Origin of the sequence: Alteromonas sp. RW2A1 (genome assembly GCF_001886475.1) — a bacterium.
In the GTDB taxonomy this organism is placed as follows: Bacteria; Pseudomonadota; Gammaproteobacteria; order Enterobacterales; family Alteromonadaceae; genus Alteromonas; species Alteromonas hispanica.
In genome coordinates this window covers 2267856-2289079 of record NZ_CP018031.1, presented here as the reverse complement: position 1 = coordinate 2289079, position 21224 = coordinate 2267856, and the positions used below count along the sequence as shown (strand labels likewise).

At 42.8% G+C, this 21224-nt stretch carries 19 protein-coding genes; 13 read left to right on the top strand and 6 right to left on the bottom strand.

Annotated elements, in window-relative coordinates; all coding sequences use genetic code 11:
* Positions 1 to 115 precede the first annotated feature (115 nt).
* Positions 116 to 976 (top strand): NAD(P)-dependent oxidoreductase, encoded by an 861-nt coding sequence (locus tag BM528_RS10340; protein WP_071979732.1) that lies wholly within the window; start codon positions 116 to 118, stop codon positions 974 to 976.
* Positions 977 to 987: 11 nt separating this feature from the next.
* Here the strand turns inward: BM528_RS10340 and BM528_RS10335 are convergent, their stop codons facing one another.
* Entirely contained in the window at positions 988 to 2565 is a 1578-nt protein-coding gene (locus BM528_RS10335; RefSeq protein ID WP_071981259.1) for a response regulator, read from the bottom strand.
* A gap of 293 nt (positions 2566 to 2858) precedes the next feature.
* Here BM528_RS10335 and BM528_RS10330 point away from each other — a divergent pair, with 293 nt between their 5' ends.
* From BM528_RS10330 to BM528_RS10315, 4 genes are all read left to right on the top strand, one after another.
* Complete coding sequence (locus BM528_RS10330) at positions 2859 to 4013, top strand: acyl-CoA dehydrogenase family protein (RefSeq protein ID WP_071979731.1); 1155 nt, start codon at positions 2859 to 2861, stop codon at positions 4011 to 4013.
* 20 nt (positions 4014 to 4033) lie between these two features.
* Positions 4034 to 5167, top strand: a complete 1134-nt coding sequence (locus BM528_RS10325) for an enoyl-CoA hydratase/isomerase family protein (RefSeq protein WP_071979730.1) — start codon at positions 4034 to 4036, stop codon at positions 5165 to 5167.
* Between the two features lie 97 nt (positions 5168 to 5264).
* Entirely contained in the window at positions 5265 to 6161 is an 897-nt protein-coding gene (locus BM528_RS10320; protein ID WP_071979729.1) for a putative RNA methyltransferase, read from the top strand.
* Positions 6161 to 6802 carry a D-glycero-alpha-D-manno-heptose-1,7-bisphosphate 7-phosphatase gene (locus tag BM528_RS10315; protein ID WP_083595260.1) on the top strand — a complete coding sequence of 214 codons (642 nt, stop codon included), beginning with the start codon at positions 6161 to 6163 and terminating at the stop codon, positions 6800 to 6802. The genes BM528_RS10320 and BM528_RS10315 overlap by 1 nt, the downstream gene beginning before the upstream one ends.
* A 127-nt stretch (positions 6803 to 6929) precedes the next feature.
* Here BM528_RS10315 and BM528_RS10310 read toward each other — a convergent pair whose 3' ends face one another.
* Together BM528_RS10310 and BM528_RS10305 are read right to left on the bottom strand one after the other, a co-directional pair.
* A complete protein-coding gene (locus BM528_RS10310) occupies positions 6930 to 8450 on the bottom strand; it encodes a DUF3413 domain-containing protein (RefSeq protein ID WP_071979728.1) in 1521 nt (506 codons plus the stop codon).
* 12 nt (positions 8451 to 8462) lie between these two features.
* Positions 8463 to 8678, bottom strand: a complete 216-nt coding sequence (locus tag BM528_RS10305) for a DUF1414 domain-containing protein (RefSeq protein WP_071981257.1) — start codon at positions 8676 to 8678, stop codon at positions 8463 to 8465.
* A 159-nt stretch (positions 8679 to 8837) separates the two neighbouring features.
* Between BM528_RS10305 and BM528_RS10300 the strand changes: the two genes are divergently transcribed.
* The 3 genes from BM528_RS10300 (at position 8838) to BM528_RS10290 (ending at position 11964) form a co-directional block, all read left to right on the top strand.
* The gene (locus tag BM528_RS10300; protein WP_071979727.1) at positions 8838 to 9968 is read left to right on the top strand and encodes a nucleoid-associated protein; all 1131 of its coding nucleotides are present in this window, start codon (positions 8838 to 8840) and stop codon (positions 9966 to 9968) included.
* A 65-nt stretch (positions 9969 to 10033) separates the two neighbouring features.
* Positions 10034 to 10909: a 6-carboxytetrahydropterin synthase gene (locus BM528_RS10295; RefSeq protein WP_071979726.1), complete on the top strand. Its 876-nt coding sequence runs from the start codon at positions 10034 to 10036 to the stop codon at positions 10907 to 10909.
* Between the two features lie 131 nt (positions 10910 to 11040).
* On the top strand, positions 11041 to 11964 hold the full coding sequence (locus BM528_RS10290) for a M23 family metallopeptidase (RefSeq protein ID WP_232230465.1): 924 nt from the start codon (positions 11041 to 11043) through the stop codon (positions 11962 to 11964).
* A 95-nt stretch (positions 11965 to 12059) separates the two neighbouring features.
* On the opposite strand, the gene BM528_RS10285 is transcribed toward BM528_RS10290, so the two are convergent.
* The gene (locus BM528_RS10285) at positions 12060 to 13880 is read right to left on the bottom strand and encodes a M61 family metallopeptidase (RefSeq protein ID WP_071979725.1); all 1821 of its coding nucleotides are present in this window, start codon (positions 13878 to 13880) and stop codon (positions 12060 to 12062) included.
* Positions 13881 to 14080: 200 nt separating this feature from the next.
* Here BM528_RS10285 and BM528_RS10280 point away from each other — a divergent pair, with 200 nt between their 5' ends.
* The 4 genes from BM528_RS10280 (at position 14081) to BM528_RS10265 (ending at position 17315) form a co-directional block, all read left to right on the top strand.
* Positions 14081 to 14755, top strand: coding sequence for a flagellar brake domain-containing protein (locus tag BM528_RS10280; protein WP_071979724.1), 675 nt, complete (start codon positions 14081 to 14083; stop codon positions 14753 to 14755).
* Between the two features lie 61 nt (positions 14756 to 14816).
* A complete protein-coding gene (locus BM528_RS10275; RefSeq protein ID WP_071979723.1) occupies positions 14817 to 15278 on the top strand; it encodes an Mpo1 family 2-hydroxy fatty acid dioxygenase in 462 nt (153 codons plus the stop codon).
* Between the two features lie 134 nt (positions 15279 to 15412).
* Complete coding sequence (locus BM528_RS10270; RefSeq protein ID WP_071979722.1) at positions 15413 to 16486, top strand: sensor histidine kinase; 1074 nt, start codon at positions 15413 to 15415, stop codon at positions 16484 to 16486.
* A gap of 1 nt (position 16487) precedes the next feature.
* Entirely contained in the window at positions 16488 to 17315 is an 828-nt protein-coding gene (locus tag BM528_RS10265; RefSeq protein ID WP_071979721.1) for a LytR/AlgR family response regulator transcription factor, read from the top strand.
* Positions 17316 to 17505: 190 nt separating this feature from the next.
* On the opposite strand, the gene BM528_RS10260 is transcribed toward BM528_RS10265, so the two are convergent.
* On the bottom strand, positions 17506 to 18504 hold the full coding sequence (locus BM528_RS10260; RefSeq protein WP_071979720.1) for an ATP-dependent 6-phosphofructokinase: 999 nt from the start codon (positions 18502 to 18504) through the stop codon (positions 17506 to 17508).
* A gap of 152 nt (positions 18505 to 18656) precedes the next feature.
* Here BM528_RS10260 and BM528_RS10255 point away from each other — a divergent pair, with 152 nt between their 5' ends.
* On the top strand, positions 18657 to 19499 hold the full coding sequence (locus BM528_RS10255; protein WP_071979719.1) for a DUF6279 family lipoprotein: 843 nt from the start codon (positions 18657 to 18659) through the stop codon (positions 19497 to 19499).
* Positions 19500 to 19529: 30 nt separating this feature from the next.
* On the opposite strand, the gene BM528_RS10250 is transcribed toward BM528_RS10255, so the two are convergent.
* Positions 19530 to 21170 carry a response regulator gene (locus BM528_RS10250; RefSeq protein WP_071979718.1) on the bottom strand — a complete coding sequence of 547 codons (1641 nt, stop codon included), beginning with the start codon at positions 21168 to 21170 and terminating at the stop codon, positions 19530 to 19532.
* Positions 21171 to 21224 lie beyond the last annotated feature (54 nt).

Sequence of the window (21224 nt, the reverse complement as noted above, 5' to 3'; positions counted from 1 at the left end):
GATAGCTTAATTCTACTTAACTATTAAGCCAGTCTTTGTTGATAACGCATACTGTGTATTTGATATGTCCTCGGTCAGCGCTTCATTTATCGCAAATAACAAGAGAGTACTTTGCATGTCAGATTTAAAGGTAAGCTTTTTAGGACTCGGTGTCATGGGTTTTCCTATGGCAGGGCACCTTGCAAAGGCTGGGTATAAAGTCACCGTTTATAATCGAACCAAAGAAAAAGCAGAGAACTGGTTGAAAAAGTACGCCGGTGCTTTGGCCACATCTCCCGAGCAAGCTGCGGAAGAGGCAGACATTGTTTTTATGTGCGTGGGAAACGATAATGATGTAATGGAGATTGGCACCCGTGCGCTTAGCGCAATGAAACCTAACTCTGTGCTAGTCGATCACACAACAGCCTCTGCCGATGCAGCAAGAGAATTGAATAAACATTGTGCCGACAAAGGTGTGCACTTTTTAGATGCGCCGGTGTCAGGTGGGCAAGCAGGTGCAGAAAATGGGCAACTTACCATTATGGTAGGCGGTGAAGATCAGATTTTCTCACGCGTCCAACCTGTTATTGATGTTTATGCACGCCATAGTCAATTACTGGGACAGTGCGGTAGTGGCCAATTGGCCAAAATGATGAATCAAATTTGCATTGCCGGCATCGTACAAGGTTTATCAGAGGCACTGCACTTTGGTCAAAAAGCGGGCTTAGACTGCAATGCAGTGGTCGATGTAATAAGCAAAGGTGCTGCACAATCGTGGCAAATGGAAAATCGCGCAAGTACTATGCTAACCAACACTTACGATTTTGGTTTTGCGGTAGATTGGATGCGTAAAGATTTAGGCATTGCCCTTGATGAAGCTAAACGCAATGGTTCCACGCTAGCATTGACCGCCTTGGTCGACCAGTATTATGCCGATGTGCAAAAGCTTGGTGGCGGGCGGTGGGATACATCGAGTTTATTAACGCGCTTAAAATAACGAAATAACTTTTAACTATTTTCTTGCACTAAAAGCGTAAGCTGCTCTAGGCGCCCTCGATTTGTTTCACTTAGTGGCAGTTCAGATAGGGTGTCGAGTAGCTTGTGAATGCCATAACGCCGATAGACAGCGGTGTCTGCTTCAATCATGCATTGAAGTAAATTAAGCCCAAAGGCAGCGGTTTCTGGTGATAGCTGAAATGCGTCATAGAAGTGTTTCATGGCCTGGCTAAACAGACCTTCAATAAACAGCTGTGTACCCGTATCATTTATGGCTATCGCCTGTTCATGATTGAGCCCTAAACGTTCACCACCTGAGAAGATGGACTCGTCGTTCATCACTTGCTCAGAAATACCTTGAACGTCGCTGTTCTTTTGCTTTGCCATAAGCAATAATTCACCCGCTTTGCGCTCATCGCCAAGGCTGTGGTGTACTTTTGCCGCTATAACAAGGGTTGCGGGCTCAGTCCTTAAATGGTTTTCCATATAGTCAGCATCTAAAAAGTGTGCTGCTTTTTCCAAATCATCATCGAGAACTGAAGAAAAAGCGAGTAGGTAATCTCTTTTTTGTAAAACTTGGCTATCAGATTGATTACGGCCTGCTATGCCCACTAACTTTCGTGCCTGAGACAGGCTTTCTTCTCGGTTACTTTGTGGTGAGTCTTCTGCGAGCAATAGGTAAAACTCTGCTAATTCAAATGTAAAATCATTGAATCTGTCTTTTGCTGAACGATGGAGAGCACGTTTCTTTTGTAGCAGATCGATAGCTTCTACTACCTTATCTTGCTTTTGAAACGCTAGGCTTTTAAGTTTTGCAGCGGGCAGGCTAAGTTCACTAAATTTTATTTGCTCCAAGTATTTTTCAACGTCTTCATAAGAATGCTGTTCAAAGGATAAGGAGGCCAGCCATTCAAAGGCTTCGTCTCTAGCAAGGCTTGAGTTAACCATTGAGCTTAACTGCTCTTTACATTCAGGCCACTGCCCAGCGGAATACTGACACTTTATTTTACCCCACTGCGCCCATAATACTTTATCCGAGCGACTAAGAATGTCGTCATAAATACTGAGTGCTCGCTGTATTTCACCGTTTTCATACAATAAGCGAGCGTATAATTTGCGAATATCTGATACCAACCGAGGGGGGATGCCTTCCTTTATTTTGCTTCTTATTACCCCTATCGCACGCTCTAATTGTTTATTATCTAATGCCTGCAATACATTTTTTACAAAGTCACGGTAATGTAAATAATGCTTTATTTGGCGGGAAAGGGAGGCAATGGTGTAGGGTTTAATAAGCAAGATATCGGGCTGTAAATCCATGATACGACCAATAACTTGACCGCTTCTATCAGAAGTCAGAAATATTACGCCGGTGCTAGGTTTTATATAGCCTGCTTCTTTTAAGCTTTGGAGCCATTCAACGCCAGTTTTCCCCTCACCAAGGTGATAATCCATTATGATGAGTTCGAAATTTTGTTTTCGCAGCGCAGCCTTTAACTCAACACCTGATGTGTAGCTACTTACTGATAAATTGGCAATCGACATAACGTGGCCGCGCAGCGCAGTGCGTGCAGTCGCGTTGTCTTCAATAATAGCGGCTCGTAATTCCACAGAAACCAAGGTTGTACTTAACTCTGTTAATAGCTTACCAGTGAACCTGTAAAACTGCACGTAACATTCATTCACAGAAAAGTTCAACACGCCAAGATGACAAAAGTAAAGAGACTGGGTTGTATACTCAGATACCTCCTCTGTCGTCACAAATTATTTACGTGCCTGTAATTATAATTTAATTAATGTTTTACCTTTACGTTTACGTAAGGGGTAACTTTTAGTTATTGTGTTAATACAGTGTAAAGTCGCAATGATAAAAGGCAAATAACATGAACTTTGAATTGAATAATGACCAACTGGCGTTTGAAGATACGGCGCGTCAGTTTGCACAACAAGAACTCGCACCTCATGCTGCGATGTGGGACAAAGAGCATCACTTTCCAGTTGAGGCCATAAAGAAAGCTGGCGAGCTTGGCTTTTGTGGTTTGTATACGCCAGAAGAAGCCGGCGGGCTAGGGCTTTCACGATTAGACTCATCTATTATTTTTGAACAACTATCGATGGGTTGTACTACAACCACTGCCATGTTGACCATTCATAACATGGCCACATGGATGATTGCATTATGGGGTAGCGAAGATGTAAAAGCCCAGTGGTGTGAAGACCTAGTCAGTGGTAACAAGTTAGCGTCTTACTGTCTTACCGAGCCAGGTGCTGGCTCAGATGCAGCCTCGTTAAAAACGAAAGCAACGAAAACAGACGATGGGTATGTACTTAACGGCGCTAAGGTATTTATTTCTGGAGCAGGCAGCACCGACGTACTTGTGGTTATGGCGAGAACTGGCGGTGACGGACCTAAAGGCGTGTCTGCTTTTGCAGTACCGGCCGATAGCGACGGCATTATTTATGGTAAAGCAGAAGAAAAAATGGGGTGGAATGCTCAGCCCACTCGAATGATTACCTTTGACAATGTAAAGTTGAACGATGCTTGGCGTCTTGGTGAAGAAGGCGAAGGCTTCAAGATGGCGATGCAGGGCCTAGACGGTGGCCGCATAAACATTGCTACTTGCTCCGTCGGGACAGCGCAACAAGCGCTAAATGTAGCCCGAGACTACATGAACGAACGTGAGCAATTCGGTAAACCCATTGCCGGATTTCAAGCGCTTCAGTTTAAGTTGGCAGACATGGCTACAGAGCTAGTCGCTGCTCGGCAAATGGTGCGTATGGCGGCGTGTAAACTCGACAATAACGATGCTGACAAAACCACTTATTGTGCTATGGCCAAGCGCTTTGCAACAGATGTCGGGTTTAATGTATGTAATGACGCGCTGCAGTTACACGGCGGGTATGGTTATATTAAGGAATATCCTCTTGAGCGGCATTTCCGCGATGTGCGAGTGCATCAGATTCTTGAAGGGACAAACGAAATAATGCGTGTAATTATAGGCAGACGCTTGTTGTCAGATGAACGCAGTATTCTTTAACTTTTTTAGGGAGCCGCAAAATGGATGAAGTTGTTATTGTTGAGGAGCTTTCAACAAAAAGCTCCGGTCATGTCATTGGCCGTTTAACATTAAATAAACCAAAGGCACTGAATGCGCTAGATTTAGACATGGCCACAATTATGTTGGACGCGCTATTGGCTTGGCAAAGCCGAAGCGATGTGGTTTCGGTCATAATAGACTCCGCGGGTGACAAAGCGTTTTGCGCCGGAGGCGATATTGTATCTATGTATCGTTCAATGGTAGAAGCTGAAGGCGGTGTCCCCGATTTCCTGGAAACGTTTTTTAAAACAGAGTACACCCTCGACTACACCATTCACAACTACGCAAAACCTATTGTTGTTTGGGGAGCGGGTATTGTAATGGGTGGCGGCATGGGGCTTCTATGCGGAGCCAGCCACCGAGTGGTTACTGAAACGTCTCGACTTGCTATGCCGGAAATTAGTATTGGTTTGTACCCAGATGTTGGCGGAAGCTATTTCTTACCGCGGCTTCCTGGAAAGACAGGCTTGTTTTTAGGTCTAACCGGCGGTCAGATGAATGGAGCAGACGCCTGCTTTGTTGGCTTGGGCGATAACCTTGTTGCCGCATCTGAAAAAGAAGCATTGATAGAGTGCTTTATGCGACATCAGTGGGAACAGGAAGATCTCGCTAACCAAGCCACGCATCTATTGAGCAGTTTGAAGCAGCCTGACGAAATCCCACATAGTAATATTGAGCAACACCTAGACCTAATAAATTCGCTATGTGAGGGTAACAGTGCTAAAGAGGTTGTGACGTCGATATTGCAAGCTGATGTCAAAGGCGACAAATGGTTAAGTCGAGCGCAGGGCACACTGCAAAAAGGGTCGCCCATTACCATGCACTTAGTATATCAACAGTGTCAACGAGGCGCTAAAATGACATTGGCAGAGTGCTTTCAGATGGAAGTGAATATGTCTTGTCGTTGCGGGGAAAGCGGTGAATTCCAAGAAGGCGTTCGCGCATTGTTGATTGACAAAGATATGTCTCCGAAATGGAAATACGCGACAGTAGATGATGTTCCCGCTGACATAGTTGAACATTTCTTTTCTTCTCCCTGGGAAGATAGTCAACATCCATTAGCCTCATTAACGCAAGGAAACTCTTTAACTTAAACTAATCACGGGCAGCAATAGGCAAACATGAGATTGCTGTCTGTGTACTCGATTTGTTACACTCAATAGCCTATTCATTCATAGAAAGATTCTTTTTATGTGGCTATGCCCACTTTGTAAATCTCCAATTTCCTTAAGCGACATACCAGTACGCTGTGAAAATAACCACTCATTTGATAAAGCTAAATCAGGTTATGTAAATTTGCTACCGGTGCAGTTTAAAAAATCAAAGATGCCCGGTGATGACAAAGCAATGGTAAAAGCAAGAAGAGCCTTTCATCAGCAAAATGCTTACAAGCCGCTTAAAGACCGTATGGTCCAACTGATTAGTGAATATTTTCAAGCGAACTCAGCAGGATCAAGCGCAGGTATACCAAGCCCAGTAAGATCAAGCCCAGCAAGATCAAGCACACATTCACACTCCTCAACATTACGTATATACGATGCCGGTTGCGGTGAGGGAAGCTATCTTAATGCGGTGGTAAATGGTCTTAATAGCTTAGGTGTGTTTAGTGTTGGCGCCGGAAGCGATATTTCTAAAATCGCGGTAGAACTTGCGGCCAAAGCGTTTAAAGAACAAGAATTCGTGGTTGCAAGTAGTTTCGATTTACCCATAGCATCTGCAACTCAGAATGCGGTGATTCAGGTATTTGCGCCGGGTAGCAACGACGAATATCACCGTGTGCTTGTGTCAGAAGGTGGTTTGCTTGTTACTGTAGACCCAGCCGAGGATCATCTCTTTGAAATAAAGGAGCAAGTGTATAGTGAACCTCAAAAGCACCAGACAGATAACACTGAACGCGAGGGATTTTCGCGAGTGAAAAACGAAAAGCTAGGCTTTTCTATTCAACTAACTGATAAAGAGCAAGCCTTGTCGCTTATTAAAATGACGCCGTTCTATTGGAAGTTACCTCCTGATAGCATTGAGAAGGTTGTCAATTCATTATCTAAAGTGACAGCCCATTTTCATATTCAACTGTGGGTTAAACAATAATGAAAAATGTCGCTGACCCTACAATTAGTCGCAAGGCACAGTCCAAAAGCGCAAAAACACAAAGCTCAAAAACACAAAGCTCAAAAACAGAAAGCAAAGCGCTTTTCTTAGACAGAGATGGGGTGATTAATGTCGACCATGGGTATGTAGGACATTATAAAGATTTTGAATACCTTGATGGAATCTTCGAACTAGTAAAATCATACTCAGATTACGGCTATAAGATAGTAATCGTAACCAATCAAAGTGGTATAGCTAGGGGGCTTTATACAGAGCAAGACTTTAGTGTTTTGATGAACGCGGTAAAAGCAGACTTTGCACAGCGCGGGGTAGGCGAAATAGCTATTTACTATTGCCCACATCATGTTGACGGTGCGATAGCCCAGTATGCCGTACCCTGTAATTGTAGAAAGCCCAAGCCAGGAATGCTGTTACAAGCAGCCGATGACTTAGTGATTAACTTAAGCGCCAGTATACTTATTGGAGACAGTTGGAGAGATATTGAAGCCGCTCATGCAGCGGGTATTTCAAAGAGTTACTATTTGTCTGAACAAGCCATGCCTAAATCTAGTGAAATTACTTCGGTAATACAGGTTACCCAACTAAATCAGGTGCCGCATCCACACAGTTCAACACCATAAAAGTTGTGAAAGAGATGGGAAAAGATAGTGTGATAATTTCATCTGTTGATGCAAAAAAGCATCGAAAGCACAGCCTAGGCGCCTAAGCGTTGACACGCTCAAACGCCAATAAAGGCTTCTTTTGCAATCAATTTTGGGTAGAAAACCGCGACAAGTGCTTAATTGCTTGGCTTAGTAAGTCAACGTTTAAAGCATCATTACTTCGTTTGCCAGTGCTAATTTCTGTAATTTCATAGCTACCGTTACTCAGTACGTCTGTACGCTTATTGTCGTGAATAACGACAATTCGCTCTCCTGAAGTACTCACCAACCAAGGGCGAGCAGGTGACAGTAAATTTTGACCAGTAGAATAAAAGGTAATAGGAGCATTACAACCTAATGCATTGAGGATCGTTGGCGCCAGGTCTTCAGTACTTGCAATGTCAGCATCTAACGAAAAATTGCTAAACAGGGTGCCTTTACCCGTCGCGCTTCCATAGCCTGTTGCAACAATAACCTTATGCTCGCGCTCAAGGGCTCTTGCGGTGTACTGCGCTATGTCTTCACCTTTTATAAAGGCAATATTCAGCCCGTCACTTTCACCGGCGTCTTTCTTTACATAACCAGACAGTTGAGACATAGGTAATGGCACATCACTGTGAACCGACACAGGCATACCAGAGCCTAAAGGCAGAGCTAACAAAACAGGCCGCTTTTCAGACAGTGCATCCTGATATATTTCAGGAACGCCGAACAACGCTGTCGTCATTAACCCTTTAAGATTACTCGCCGTAGAGTAATAGTTATCAAATCGATTGAGGTCTAGTTTGGTGTTCAAATTGTCAATTTCGGCGTCATCAGTTTGCACGATAACAGTTAAGTTTTCACTCGTATCTACCGAACAGTAAACTGGCTGCGCAGGATAAGTCGTGCTATGAAATTCAGGGTTAAACTGAAGTTGTTTACGCTCTTCGTATGCCGCAAGATCCAGTAAGCCATACCGCGACATAGTGGTTTTAGCAGTGGCAGGATAGGAGAGCGGGAACATATTGTCCTGCTTAATAATGGGTTGATAGAGTTTTGCATCTGCCCATACATGAACAGCGTGACTGGTCACAAAGCATGCTACAAAAAATGTAGTTACCGGCACACCAATCTTATAGCGCGTAAAGCGCTCCACCCGTTTGTAGATAGCATTGGCTAACACCAGTTGGAAACCAAGCCAAACAACGAAAAGCAGAAATAAGAATCCCCACTGTTGCCAATTTTCTATGGTAATTTGAGATTGCGCTTCGCTTCGTAACAGGTCTGCAGCGTGAAAACTAATATGGAAACCAGTACGGTTGAATAGTAGCGCGTCGAAAGCCAGTAGGGCCAAGCCCACAGCTGCAATAACAGATGCACTAGCCTTTATTATTCTTGAATTTGAAACCAGATAGCAGAGCGGAAGTATAAATATGACAAATCCGAAGAACGTCATAAATCCGATGTGACCAAACCAATTTGCCAGCAAATAAATTGTACCGACACCTGTCCCTGGCATTGGCGATGAAAATACAAATATAGAGGCAATAACGATAGCGATAATAATATTCGCAAGCGCAAACCAGTGCCCCCAGTTTACAAGTTTGGTAACACGCTGGCGGCGGGGAGATTCGGCAAGGATCATGAAACTACCTCTTTATGCTTTGACACTTTTTTTCAAAACGTCGGCAAATTGAGATGCCATTGCTTCACGACTTTCTGGTTTTACTTGGGTATTGAGAATATGGGTAATAACATTTCCTAACACCATGAGGGAAAGATCGCGATTTGCACCACTTTCCTCAAGTGTTAATATTACCTTGTTCATGAGCGCTTCGAATTCGTCGTTGCTGTAACGGCTTGTTTGGGGCATTGCTACGCCTCTTTTTAAAGTTTTCTTTGATAAAAAGAATGGTTTTACTCGTAAAATGATTATAATCGTTGTTTGGGTGAGTACAATCATTCATTCTAAAAACCCTTAATTCTTTGGGCATTTCATACACTTTTTAAGCAACAGGACACCCGATAAATTATGAGTGCACTGATTCACCACTTTGTCGTTCACCGTTTAATCGTCAATAAAGAAGAGAAAATAGAGGCGGTCCCCAGAGATAAATGTCTCGCGGTTACCCCAGAAATTGAGTCTTTGGCTCACCAAATAAATCACAGTTTTAATGCTAAGCCGGGTAAAGGCGTAGGGCATTTTGTATCTGAAGCGCCAAGCATCTCAAGTGTCCAACCTTCAGATGACGGCGAGAAGACTGAATCGAGTGATGGTCAAAGTGACACTCCTTCTACACACGATGTTTCCGGTTTTGCTGAGGGCCTTAAGAAATACCTGTCAGCACATAAGGCTGGGGGCGACAATGTGGAAAATGCATTCCATGATTTCTCGCTAGACGCCACCAATCGCTTAGTTAAAACCTTAGTTGATACAGGAACGGTAGAGACGGGTTTTCTTATATTCTGTCAATATGAGTTCCTAGCAACTCAATACCTTATGATTACGTTGCTGAATACTCGTTCTCACGTTGAAGTAACTAACTCTCTCGACTTGTCGTCACGAGAGCATCTCGACTTAGCAAAAATGCAGCTTGCTGTTCGCTTTGACCTAACGCAGTTGGACGTACAGCCAGAACAACAGCGTTACGTAAGTTTTATTAAAGGAAGAATGGGCCGGAAAGTCTCAGATTTCTTCATGCAATTTGTGGGTTGCGAAGAACTTGTAGATGTAAAACAGCAAAATAAACAGCTCATTTCCTCTGTAGATGCCTATTTGGCTAGTGAGTCCCTCGATCCACAAGAGCAGCATCAACACCGTGAAGAAGTGAAAAATTATTTTAAAGAAAAAATTGATGCCGGAGAAACACTTTCCGTGGACGAGTTAGCTAACCGTTTACCGAGTAATGATGAGACAAAGAACAATTTTGCGGCATTTACAGACTCATTGGAAAATCCGTTAGAGAAAGAGATTCAACCGGATCCCGCGGCATTAAAACAGCTAGCAAAATTTACCGGCCAAGGTGGTGGCGTATCGGTAAGCTTTGAAAGAAAGCTCATGGGCGATAGAGTTTTTTACGATCCCGCTACGGATACACTTACCATTCGCGGTATTCCACCGAACTTAAAAGACCAGTTGAATCGCCAATCCTCAATGGACTAAAGACTGCGTTTCATTAATAAAAAAAGTATACTAACGACAGAATATAAACTCGATCAAAGGGTGTTATGCAATTATTTGTAAATGATTTGACGGTGATGGACTTCTCTTACCTTTGCCCGAAACGCGGTATGGTGGGAGAAAGTTGGATTGTCGATGTAGTCCTAGACGGCGAACTGAACGAAGAAAGTATGGTTCAAGATTTTGGGCATGTGAAAAAAAATCTTAAAAGATTGATAGATGAATATGTCGATCATAAGCTTCTTGTACCCGCAGAGTACCGGGGTTCTGAGGTTATTCACGACGAAGACAGTGAACAAGTTGAAGTGCGTTTTACTCGCGAAAACGGCGAGAAAATAATGCTTTACTGCCCAGCAGAAGCTTACGCCATTCTCTATTCCGACGTAATCACCATGGAATCTGTGGGGGTGTATTTAAAAGAGGTGCTCGCTACTCACCTGCCTGAAAATGTAGACAACCTAACGCTTCATTTGAGAACAGAGGTCATTGAATCTCCTTTTTATCACTATACCCACGGTCTTAAAAAACACGACGGCAATTGTCAGCGTATTGCCCACGGTCATCGTTCTCGAATTGATATTTATATTAATGGCGAAATTTGCGAAGAAAGTCAGCGCTATTGGGCTGACCGCTGGGAAGACATTTATGTGGCGACCCTTGGGGATGAAATCCGTTATAGCGAGAGAAAACTTTCTGGTAGCGTTGATGTGCCAGAAGACTACTATTGCTTTGCTTATGAAGCTTCTCAAGGCTATTTCGAGCTAGTTATCCCTAAATCGATATGCGAAGTCATCGAAACCGACTCGACAGTAGAGTGTCTAGCACAATACTTATTGCAAGAACAAAAGAAAAAATCACCTAATGGCGAGTGCCGAGTTATTGCTTATGAGGGCGTAGGTAAAGGCGCTATTGTAAGTGGTTAAAGCTGTTAAGAGTTAAAAGTTATTCGTTATTTATTACTTGTTTTGGTTATGCGTAACTTTTTAACGCTTTGAAAAGTTTACGTATTTGCGTTTCAAGGTAAAAGTTATAGTAGGGATGCGAGATGTTGAATATGATGGTTAATAATTCTTTTATACCGTGCATTATTTTCAAAAATGCACGGTTTAGCGGTGTTCTAGAGGCGTTAGCTGCCGCTATGCTACTTAGCGTAGTTGCGATAAGCGATGCATCCGCTAGCCAATTAGTCGATGAGAACGCCCCTAATTCAACACAGGCCACCTCGCCACTCAAATTAAATGGCAAGTTCACCCAAGGTGCGCTTCTGAGAGGTGAGGTTCCCAAAGGTTCTACCGTACTGCTTAATGAGCAACCCGTCGCCGTAAATAAAGACGGAAAGTTTGTTGTTGGATTTGCAAGGGATGCAAAACTAAACCACGTGCTAACGGTAAAGGCCGCCAAAGGCAGTGTAATAACACGCGAAATAACATTGGAAGAGCGGGAATATGACATTCAGCGTATCGACGGTCTAGAGTCAAAAATGGTCACCCCTCCGGCATCAGTCACTGCGCGTATTAATAAAGACAATCGCAATGTAGCAAAAGCGCGAGGTAACAGTAGCGACTTAGATGCTCTATTTACGCGCTTTGAATGGCCCGCAAAGGGCCCGATAACAGGCGTTTACGGTAGTCAGCGTATATTAAATGGAGTGCCGAAATGGCCCCACTATGGTGTTGATGTAGGTGCGCCCACGGGAACACCGGTTTTTGCACCTGTTGATGGTGTGGTAACGCTAGCCGATGATTTATACTATTCAGGGAATACGCTGATCCTAGACCATGGCATGCAAGTGTTCTCGACCTTCCTCCACCTCGACACCATGACGGTTAACGTGGGTGATTATGTTAAGAAAGGGGAGCAAATAGGCACCATAGGTGCAACCGGAAGAGCGACAGGCCCGCATCTTGATTGGAGGATAAATCTGGGGAAAATGCGCTTAGACCCGCAAACGATTGTTTCTGGAAACCCAGACGATTAACCGTTCAGTGCAATTGCGCCTTTCGCATAAAAGGCGCAAAACAAGGCTAAACACATTTAAACACAGTTAAACACAGTTAAACATTGCAAACACTGCTAAGCCCTGCCTAACCACTTCTCAAATTTATCAGCGTCATTAATATTGAAAAACGCCATGTCTTCTCGTGCGTCCATTAGCGGTAAGTCAAGATGAATAAGTTTTCCGTCTCTTATTACAGCAACAGTTACACTGGCATTTTCACTGGTATCTAAAAGCCGTTGAAGCTTACTCTGATTGACCACATGTCCGTCTATTGCAATAACGGTGTCATTGAGCAGAATACCGGCCTTCATTGCGGCTAACCCTTCGAATACTTGTACAACGGTTAAACCCAATGAAGCAGGTTTTAGCGTTGCACCAAATTGACGTTTTATTGGTGTCTGAGCGGTTAAACCACCTTTATCGTCTTGGGATACTTTTGCCCGAGTGCCCAGCGAAACACCTATAGCCGCGATCAATTTATCAAGTTCAACATCATTTGTATGATAAACAACGTTATTTAAATAATCACTTACGTCAATATTGAGGTAACTGAGGCAAAGGCGATGGACTACGTTATCGGGCGTACCGGTTTCATCCTTACCGTAATGCTCCCATAAAAGTCGCATTAGGTCGTCCAAACACACGGTGTTGTTAGAGCGTTCCCGCAATATCAAATCTAGACCAAACGCAATAATGCCGCCTTTCGTGTAATAACTAACAATATTATTTGTTGCACTAGCATCCTGTTTGTAAAACTTAGTCCAAGCGTCAAAGCTACTTTCTGCTACGCTCTGCTTGTGCCTGCCAGCATTTTGTAGAAGTCGACTCACGTTCTGCGCTACGATATCGAGATATTTCTGCGCCGGCACAGTGCCTACCCGGGCAAGCGTTACGTCGTCGTAAAAACTGGTAAAGCCCTCATATATCCATAATTGATTCGTATAATTTTCTTGAGCTAAATTCGGATTTACCATTACATCAGGCTTGATTCGCTTTACGTGCCAAGTATGAAAAAATTCATGGCTGCATAGACTCAAAAAGGTAATATAACTATCAGTCATTTCAGCGCTATCACCTACTAAAGGTAAATCGAACCTAGGGTAAAGAAGGGCTGTTGAGTGCTTATGCTCTAAACCACCAAACCCATTGTCTGCAAGCAGTGTCATAAACAGATAATTTTTGACCGGGTAGGGCTGGCCGAATAGATCTAAGTGGTGTTGGCATATTGGGGCAAGATCCTTTGCAATCCTTGGGTAATCAATATTGTTGTTACCAGAAAACAGCAGCGTAAAGTTTACTCCATTTACCTCAAACTCATGAGTATCTGCTATGCCTATAAAAATAGGGTGATCGATAAAATCTGCGTAACAAGGTGCTTTATAGCTCCATTTACGCTCGCTACCGCCACTTTCTAACGCAGACGATACTCTCGCTTCCATTGATGTGTAAGCCCGCCATTGAGAAATGGATTCGTCAGCGATGGGTAAGGATACGTCGAGTTGATGTTCGGTATTTACAAAGCCCTCAACTTCTAGAAACGCACTGGTACCATTGATAAAAGCGTACTCATGATTGATAAAAGCAGAGCGTATTGAAAGGTCATTTGCATAAATCGTATAGTCTATTGAGCAAGCCTTTCCGTTAGTGTGTAATGTCCATGTTTGCTTGTCCACTTTTTCTATAGTGAGAGGTGATGAGTTGGTGGTTGCTTCTTGTGCCGATAGCGAAACAATATTTTTTGCAAAGTCACGCACCATGTAGCTTCCTGGTATCCAACTTGGCAAAGACAGCGTAAGCGTTTCTGAATGATGCGCGGGCACGTTCAAACTCACTTTGAATTGGTGAGCCTGCCATTGAGAAAGGCAAAGAGTGTACTTTAGTATATCGTTCGGCATAAAATTCTCAATTTATTCACATAGTTGCGCTCAAGTGTACTATAACTAAGACAACAATGGTGTCGTTTATATTGAAAATAGGGCGTTGGCAAGACGTACTATATCTCAACGTTATACATTTTTAGGGCAACATTAATTGGCTGTAAATAAAAAAATTGGGTTAATGTAAATATGATAGGGCTACTTAGAAAAGCGTACGTATGATTGAAGAGAATAAAATTAGCCTAGAAGATATTGAGGCACTGGAAGCATTAAAGCCAGGTGGGATTGTAGATTTGGAAATAACTATGCCCGCGGCGTCAAAAAGGGTAAAAACCGAATTTATGGGAATGAGAGCCAATGATTGTATGATGTTCTACATTCCAACATCGTCAAAATGGATTACCGTACGTGACGCGTTAACCATAGATAACACCATTGTTGTACGCTCCATTGTTGAAGGCAATAAAGGGCAGGTTATTGCCTATCGTGTTAAAGTTTTAAAACTTTTAGCCAACCCTTCGGGTATATTAATTACTAGTTTCCCAATGCGCGTTGAACGCATTGGTCTTCGAGCGTCACAACGTTCTCAACCCGGTGTGGCGATTGATATCAAATCTGACGTTTATGAGTGTAAAGAGAACGCTCAAGGCATCATCGTAGACCTATCAAAACAAGGTTGTAAAGTAGGGCTTCAAATAAAGCCTAATTATCCGGTTTTAATTGATGGTACCGAGGTGACGTTAATTTATATGCTCGATGGCAAACCTGTTGAAATAAAGGCGGTCATAAAAAACCATAAATTAGACAACAAAGTGGTTTATTACGGAATGAAGTTCTCGACAGACGATGCAATGATAGGAGAGTTACTCGCGCGGCATACTCTGATATCTTAGCTTGTAGGTTGAAGTTTAGATATATAGTTTTTTGCTAATAAATAATAAGGGGTAACGGCAAATGAGAAGTATTGAAAGGCTACTTTTACAGTACGGTGAAAGTCACCAAAATAAAGTTAATGTGCTTATTCACGCCATAGCGGTACCCAGTATCTATTTGGTTACCCTTGGACTATTGTGGAGTATCCCCACTCCCGAATTCATTTCTCACTTCAATATCACTTGGGCCCACATAATCGCCATCCCGATATTGTATTATTATTTTCTACTCTCAGGTCCGATAGGCGCAGCCATGACCCTGTTGACTATTGTTTGTTTTGGCGTCGTCAACTTGCTGGTTTATTTCAATATATCTGTATGGAAATTTAGTCTTGTATTATTCGTGGCCATGTGGATTTTGCAGTTTGTTGGCCATAAAATTGAAGGAAAAAAGCCTTCATTCCTCGAAGATCTTCGCTTTCTTCTGGTGGGCCCAGCATGGTGGTGGGTACATTGGCTCAAGCGCATGAATATTAGTTACTAATACAGGTTGTGATATTTAAAGATTACCTGCGACCAGACGCACTACCAACACGACCAAGACGCTTGGGTCGTTTAATTCCAAGCGTATAATTTGGGTTTAAGCTAAAACATTGGTGAATATAAGTTGGTGTTAGTTTGAGTCGCTTTCAGCGTGTAATAGAAAGTAATGAACGTTTATTCTGGACTTTGCACAGTGCAGGCTGGGCTGGTTTTGCTCTCATTTACTATATAGGGTCATTTCTGCATGACGTGAGGCCGATATGGGTTTTCATCATCATGTTAAATGCCTATGCAGGTTGGTTACTGACGATACCGCTGCGCTACGTTTATCGCTGGGCTCGTAAACGTTCTGTGTTGAATATGATCCTTATAGTGATCGCGTCTTGCTACGTTGTCGCGCTAGTATGGGCGGTAGTAAAAAATATTAACTACTGGGAAATATATAAGCACGGTTACCGACCAGACGAATGGTACATGTATTTTACCAACACGATTAATTCTCTAATTATGGTGGGATGCTGGAGCGGCGTTTATTTTGGCATTAAAAACTTTCAGATGCTGCAGAAAGAAAAGCAGAATGCCCTTAAAGCAAGCACTATGGCGCACCAAGCGCATATAAAAATGCTGCGCTACCAATTAAATCCTCACTTTCTTTTCAATACGTTAAACGCGATATCTACGCTGATACTATTGAAAGAAAATGATACCGCAGAAGCAATGGTCTCTAAATTGAGCAACTTCTTACGCTATTCTCTTGATAATGATCCTATTAAACGTGTCCCCCTTGGACAAGAAATTAAGGCCCTCCGTCTTTATCTTGAGATAGAGAAGGTGAGATTTGATGATCGGTTAGAAGTTGTGTGGGACATTGGAAGTAAATGCGAGTCGGCGCTGGTACCAAGCATGATTTTACAGCCCATTATTGAAAACGCTATTAAGCACGCCATCTCAAAAATGGAAAACGGCGGTCAAATAGCCATCACCGCGCGCACATTTGGCAACGATTTGTTAATGGATGTGGCGGATAATGGCCCAGGAGCCGACATTAAAGAAGGCCAGCTCAGCAGAAAAAATGGGGTGGGGCTTGTTAATATAAAAGAGCGCCTTCAATCGCTTTACCAACGCAACTTTGCATTTTCTATTGAGCATAACCAGCCCTCAGGGGTTAGAGTTAGAATTCGTATTCCCTACGAAGTAAAGGACGTATGAAATGACCAACCAAATGATTAAAACCATAGTAGTGGATGATGAGCCTCTAGCTCGCAGGGGACTTCGAGCTAGGCTAGAGCGACACAAAGATGTACAGGTAGTGGCAGAATGCCAGAATGGCCTTGAAGCGGTGAGTAGTATTTCGCAACACCGTCCAGATTTGGTGTTTCTAGATATCCAAATGCCAGGTCTAAACGGATTTCAGGTTATTCATAAACTTCGAGAGTTGAAGCAACCTATTCCAATGATTGTTTTCGTTACTGCCTACGACAGTTATGCTATTAAAGCGTTTGACGTTCACGCGTTAGATTATCTATTAAAGCCCGCCGACGATGAAAGATTAGCAGCGGCGCTTGATAAGGTGCGTGACTATACCTCAACCGCTCACCAAGATGAGCAATCGCAAAAACTGGTAAGCCTGGTTGCAGAACTCACCGGTGACGATTGTGAGGAAATATTGCGAAAGCTTGCAAATGGTGAGCCTGTTGAGACAAATCCCTATCCGGATGTTCTAGCCATAAAAGATGGGTCTGAAGTTACCCGTGTTAACGTTCAAGATATTCAATGGATTGATGCGGCAGGCGACTACATGTGCGTTCATGCTCTAGATGGCATGCATATAATGCGAAAGACGATGAAGGAACTAGAGCAAGAGCTTAACCCACAGTTTTTTGTGCGAGTGCATCGTTCAGCCATAGCAAACATTCGATATGTGAAGAAGCTCGTAAGCCATATAAGCGGTGAATACCACTTAATCTTACAGAACGATACAGAGCTTAAAGTAAGTCGCAGCCATAGAGACAAAGTAAAAGCAGCGATGAAAATGTAATAAGGCAGCTGTTTTAATTCAGTGTAGTTATTCAGTGTTGCAATCCAGCACTTTGATCACGTCGAGTTTTTAATAGAAATGATCAAAGTGCCTCATCATATGCAGCACAATAGACGCCCCTCGTTATTAGGGGTTTGCCACATCTATTTTCCGCTATTTTTCCCTGCTATTTTTCTTTTTGGGCCGTTTACTAGCAATCATATCGTTCGTTCATTATTGTCTTCATCAACGCGACCTGTGCACTATTTAGCGGCTTACTATCACTTGTTTTATCTAACGGAACCGTGACCGGATGGCTGTTTACCTCACCAACCATTATATTATTGCTAGAGGTTCCTACAAGGCTGACGGCAAATTCCCCTAATGTGGTAGCCAGCAACCTATCGCTACTGACCGGTGCACCGCCTCGCTGAACGTGACCAAGAGTAAGTGGCCTGACATCGGTGATACCTGCCTCATTTAATGCTTCTGTTAGCGCGGGAAGTCCTTTTGGCCATACATTTTCTGCTACTACGACAATAAAACTGACAGAGCCTTTTAAACGCCTTTGCGCATGAATTTGCGTGATAATATTTTTTAATTCGGCGTCGGTAGATTCAAAATGTTCAGGTAAAATTACATAATCTGCTGCAGAGGAAAGCGCAGCATTTAACGCAAGAAATCCCGCATGTCTGCCCATCACTTCAACTAAAAAAATTCGTTCAAAAGCATCTGCTGTGTCACGAACCTTATCAATAGAACTCATTGCGGTGTCGATGGCGGTGTAATACCCGATAGTGGCATCGGTTCCCGCTATATCATTGTCTATCGTGCCCGGGATACCAATGATTTGTCCGTGAAAGTAGTCACTTAAATAGGTTGCGCCTTTAAATGAACCATCACCGCCGATAACCAATAATGCGTCTATTCCTGCCTCAACTAAATTCGCCGCTGCTTTCTTAACGCCAGCTTCCTCAGTAAATTCTTTGCAACGAGCGCTATGAAGTATCGTGCCTCCTTGCTGTATTAAATTATGCGTCGAGTCTAAGGAAAGTGAGACAAACTCTTGATTTAACAGCCCGTTATATCCGTGGAGATAGCCAATGGGTTCGTAGCCTGATTTTTGACACGCAATAACAATAGCGCGTATACATGCATTCATACCGGGGGCGTCGCCACCGGAGGTTAAAACTGCGACACGTTTTGACACAATATAATCCTTCTGTGTTTATGGTGTTCTTATATTATGCAAAGTAGATCATGCATAATGGAAGGTAAAGTATTATTAAACTGCACTTTTTTCATAATTGCTGTCTATAAAGAATAAGTTCTGCTGTATTTTCATTGTAAAGGGTTCTAACGATGCGCTTGGTCACTGTCCTGTTTCTTTTTTTATCTCTCACTGCATGCAGTTCAAAGCTTGCTTATAACAACCTTGATTGGTGGGTGTATTGGTATTTAGATGACTATATTGAGCTGAACGATGAACAGGAAGAAAGGTTCGATGACTATTTGTCAAACTGGCTTCGTTGGCATAAACAAAGTGAATTGGAACGCTATAGAAAACAACTAACGACGCTAAAACAGCAAGTTAAGAATGATCAGCTCAACTACGAAACTGTTTACGCTCACATGAATGACATTCGAGGGCATTGGGAAAGGGTGAGAAGTGAAATAAGCCCTGAGTTGGTAGAACTATCCACTGATTTGACAGAGCAGCAAATTGTTTCTCTGTTTGCCACGCTAGAAAAAGACAACAAAGAAGAAGAAGAGGAACGAGATGAATTTCTGCAACAGTCACAGGAAGAGCGGTTGGAGAAACGAATGGAAAGTATGATTGAAAATGTGGAAGAGCGTATTGGCGATCTCACCAACGAACAGACTCAAATTATCGCCACTTACAACACGCAATTTGTTTCAACATCAAACGAGTGGCTTGAATATCGACGCAATATTCAAAATGCTGCAAGACGGCTTTTCGTCACAAAGTCGACTAATCCCAATTTCGTAAAAGATTTAACCTATTTGATGCAAAACCCAGATGATTATAGAAGTGAATCATATCAGCGAGCCAGCGCACATAATATGCAAGTGGCCGCCACGCTTATAGCAGAAATTGCAACAACACTCTCTGCTGAGCAAAAAGAGACGCTAATAGAAAATATCGATGAGTTCATTACCATCGTTAGCAATTTTCAGAAATAGCGAGTCGCTAGCAGCAGGGAGGTAAACGCCCTAAAGCCCAATATAAACAGAAAGTTCGTCACGAAGGTTGGCGTATTTTTCGCTGTAGGCATTTTTCAACGGAATATTATCAAGGAGTTTGTAAAGCCGCTTACATTCTGTCTCCATTTGAACGTCTGCTTGGTCTTTACTTTTATATAACTGAAGTAAGCATTGCAGTAAATTAAGGGCAACACCAATATTAACAGGTGCATAGTTTTGAGCTAATGCAAATGAAGCTTTTGCGCGCTCGTAAGCATGTTGTTGATAATGGTCAATGCCTTCTCGGTTAAATTGCTGATAGTTTGCCAAATTACTTTTTGCTTTTTCCGCCTCTTTAGCCAACATTGAAGCACTGTTTTTATCGAGTTCATCTTTTCTCAGTTCAACGACTTTACACAGTGCTATGGCGTCATCAAACTCTCCAAGTGAATACATGACGTTGATACTGTCTGGGAGATACGCCGTTGGAGGTTCATCATACTTTTCTTCAATCGCTACCTGAGAATTCACGAGGTGCATTTTAGCGTCAATCAACTTTCCATCGATGGCGCTTACTCGCGCATTAACGATATTACTAAATATATCGACGTCAAAATTTCGGTCCATTTTGAACAAATGCTCATCAAACTTCCCACGCTGTAATGTGAGCAGGGCTTCTTGCTGATATTTATTTCGCTGTTTCTTCTCATCGGTATTTTCAGCAACATCCAGCAAGCTGCGGATAAATGCACACCAATACAAACTTTTTTTATGGACGGTGCGTTTTGATAAATTCCAAATTGCCTGACACGATTGAGAAGCCGTTATGTAGTCAGCATTTTGTTGCGCTATTTCACAAGCGGTAAGGTGACGAGACAGAGAAAAGGGGGATAGTTTGATAGCCTCTTTAATAGCATCCAGTGCGGTTTCTTGGTTTTTTAAGCCTTGGTTTGCCAGCGCCAAGATATCGTTTGCGTCTGCACTGAATCTATTTTTCTTTAGTATTTTTCGAGCCACTGAAATTGCTTTTTCATATTCCTGACACTGAATATAAGTATTACCTAGGGCAACTTGAGCCCAGACTACAGGCTTGCCGTTTATAAATGGCGACAAAATCGCTAATGCTTTTTTGTAGTCACCCGTACGCAGGAATACGTCTACCAGAAGCTGCTGACAATGCCCTTTGTAGTGAGAAGGTTTCTCATACAGGTTGTGCAAAACCTCGAGCGCATCTACAAGTTTGTTCTGATCGATTAACTCGTAAGCAGACTGCAAAAACTGTCTTCTTTGCCACGCTCTGCCTATACGACTTTTTAGCTGAACCTGTGAAAAGGGTTTAACAAGAAAGTCGTCTGGGCGTCGCTCAATTGAGCCCAACACCATAGAGCGGCTGCTGTCTGCGCTAATTAAGACAAAAACGGATGTGGCTTTAATCAATCGTTTAACGCGAAGTTCCTCGACCAATTCATAACCATTTTTGTTCTCCGCTCCTAAATGCAGATCACAAACAACAATATCAAATTTTGTTTTTTTTGCCGCCGATATAGCGTGTTCTGCGCTAGATTTAGTGACAATGTCGCTAGCGCCCATCGACTGCAATAGCCCCTTGAGCATAAGCAGAAACGGTCGTTGATCCTCAACGATCAATACTTTTTTGTCAGTGTATTTCACTGCACCCTCGATAACTGATAAAACGCTTCCTATTCATGATGGTGTAAAACGGAT

Excerpts from the sequence above, each read along its gene's own strand:
- BM528_RS10285 (WP_071979725.1), bottom strand. The coding sequence starts at position 13,880 with ATGCCGAACGATATACTAAAGTACACTCTTTGCCTTTCTCAATGGCAG.
- BM528_RS10300 (WP_071979727.1), top strand. The coding sequence starts at position 8,838 with ATGAGTGCACTGATTCACCACTTTGTCGTTCACCGTTTAATCGTCAAT.
- BM528_RS10255 (WP_071979719.1), top strand. The coding sequence starts at position 18,657 with ATGCGCTTGGTCACTGTCCTGTTTCTTTTTTTATCTCTCACTGCATGC.
- BM528_RS10280 (WP_071979724.1), top strand. The coding sequence starts at position 14,081 with ATGATTGAAGAGAATAAAATTAGCCTAGAAGATATTGAGGCACTGGAA.
- BM528_RS10305 (WP_071981257.1), bottom strand. The coding sequence starts at position 8,678 with ATGCCCCAAACAAGCCGTTACAGCAACGACGAATTCGAAGCGCTCATG.
- BM528_RS10320 (WP_071979729.1), top strand. The coding sequence starts at position 5,265 with ATGTGGCTATGCCCACTTTGTAAATCTCCAATTTCCTTAAGCGACATA.
- BM528_RS10325 (WP_071979730.1), top strand. The coding sequence starts at position 4,034 with ATGGATGAAGTTGTTATTGTTGAGGAGCTTTCAACAAAAAGCTCCGGT.
- BM528_RS10310 (WP_071979728.1), bottom strand. The coding sequence starts at position 8,450 with ATGATCCTTGCCGAATCTCCCCGCCGCCAGCGTGTTACCAAACTTGTA.
- BM528_RS10315 (WP_083595260.1), top strand. The coding sequence starts at position 6,161 with ATGAAAAATGTCGCTGACCCTACAATTAGTCGCAAGGCACAGTCCAAA.
- BM528_RS10290 (WP_232230465.1), top strand. The coding sequence starts at position 11,041 with ATGATGGTTAATAATTCTTTTATACCGTGCATTATTTTCAAAAATGCA.
- BM528_RS10265 (WP_071979721.1), top strand. The coding sequence starts at position 16,488 with ATGACCAACCAAATGATTAAAACCATAGTAGTGGATGATGAGCCTCTA.
- BM528_RS10275 (WP_071979723.1), top strand. The coding sequence starts at position 14,817 with ATGAGAAGTATTGAAAGGCTACTTTTACAGTACGGTGAAAGTCACCAA.
- BM528_RS10340 (WP_071979732.1), top strand. The coding sequence starts at position 116 with ATGTCAGATTTAAAGGTAAGCTTTTTAGGACTCGGTGTCATGGGTTTT.
- BM528_RS10330 (WP_071979731.1), top strand. The coding sequence starts at position 2,859 with ATGAACTTTGAATTGAATAATGACCAACTGGCGTTTGAAGATACGGCG.
- BM528_RS10295 (WP_071979726.1), top strand. The coding sequence starts at position 10,034 with ATGCAATTATTTGTAAATGATTTGACGGTGATGGACTTCTCTTACCTT.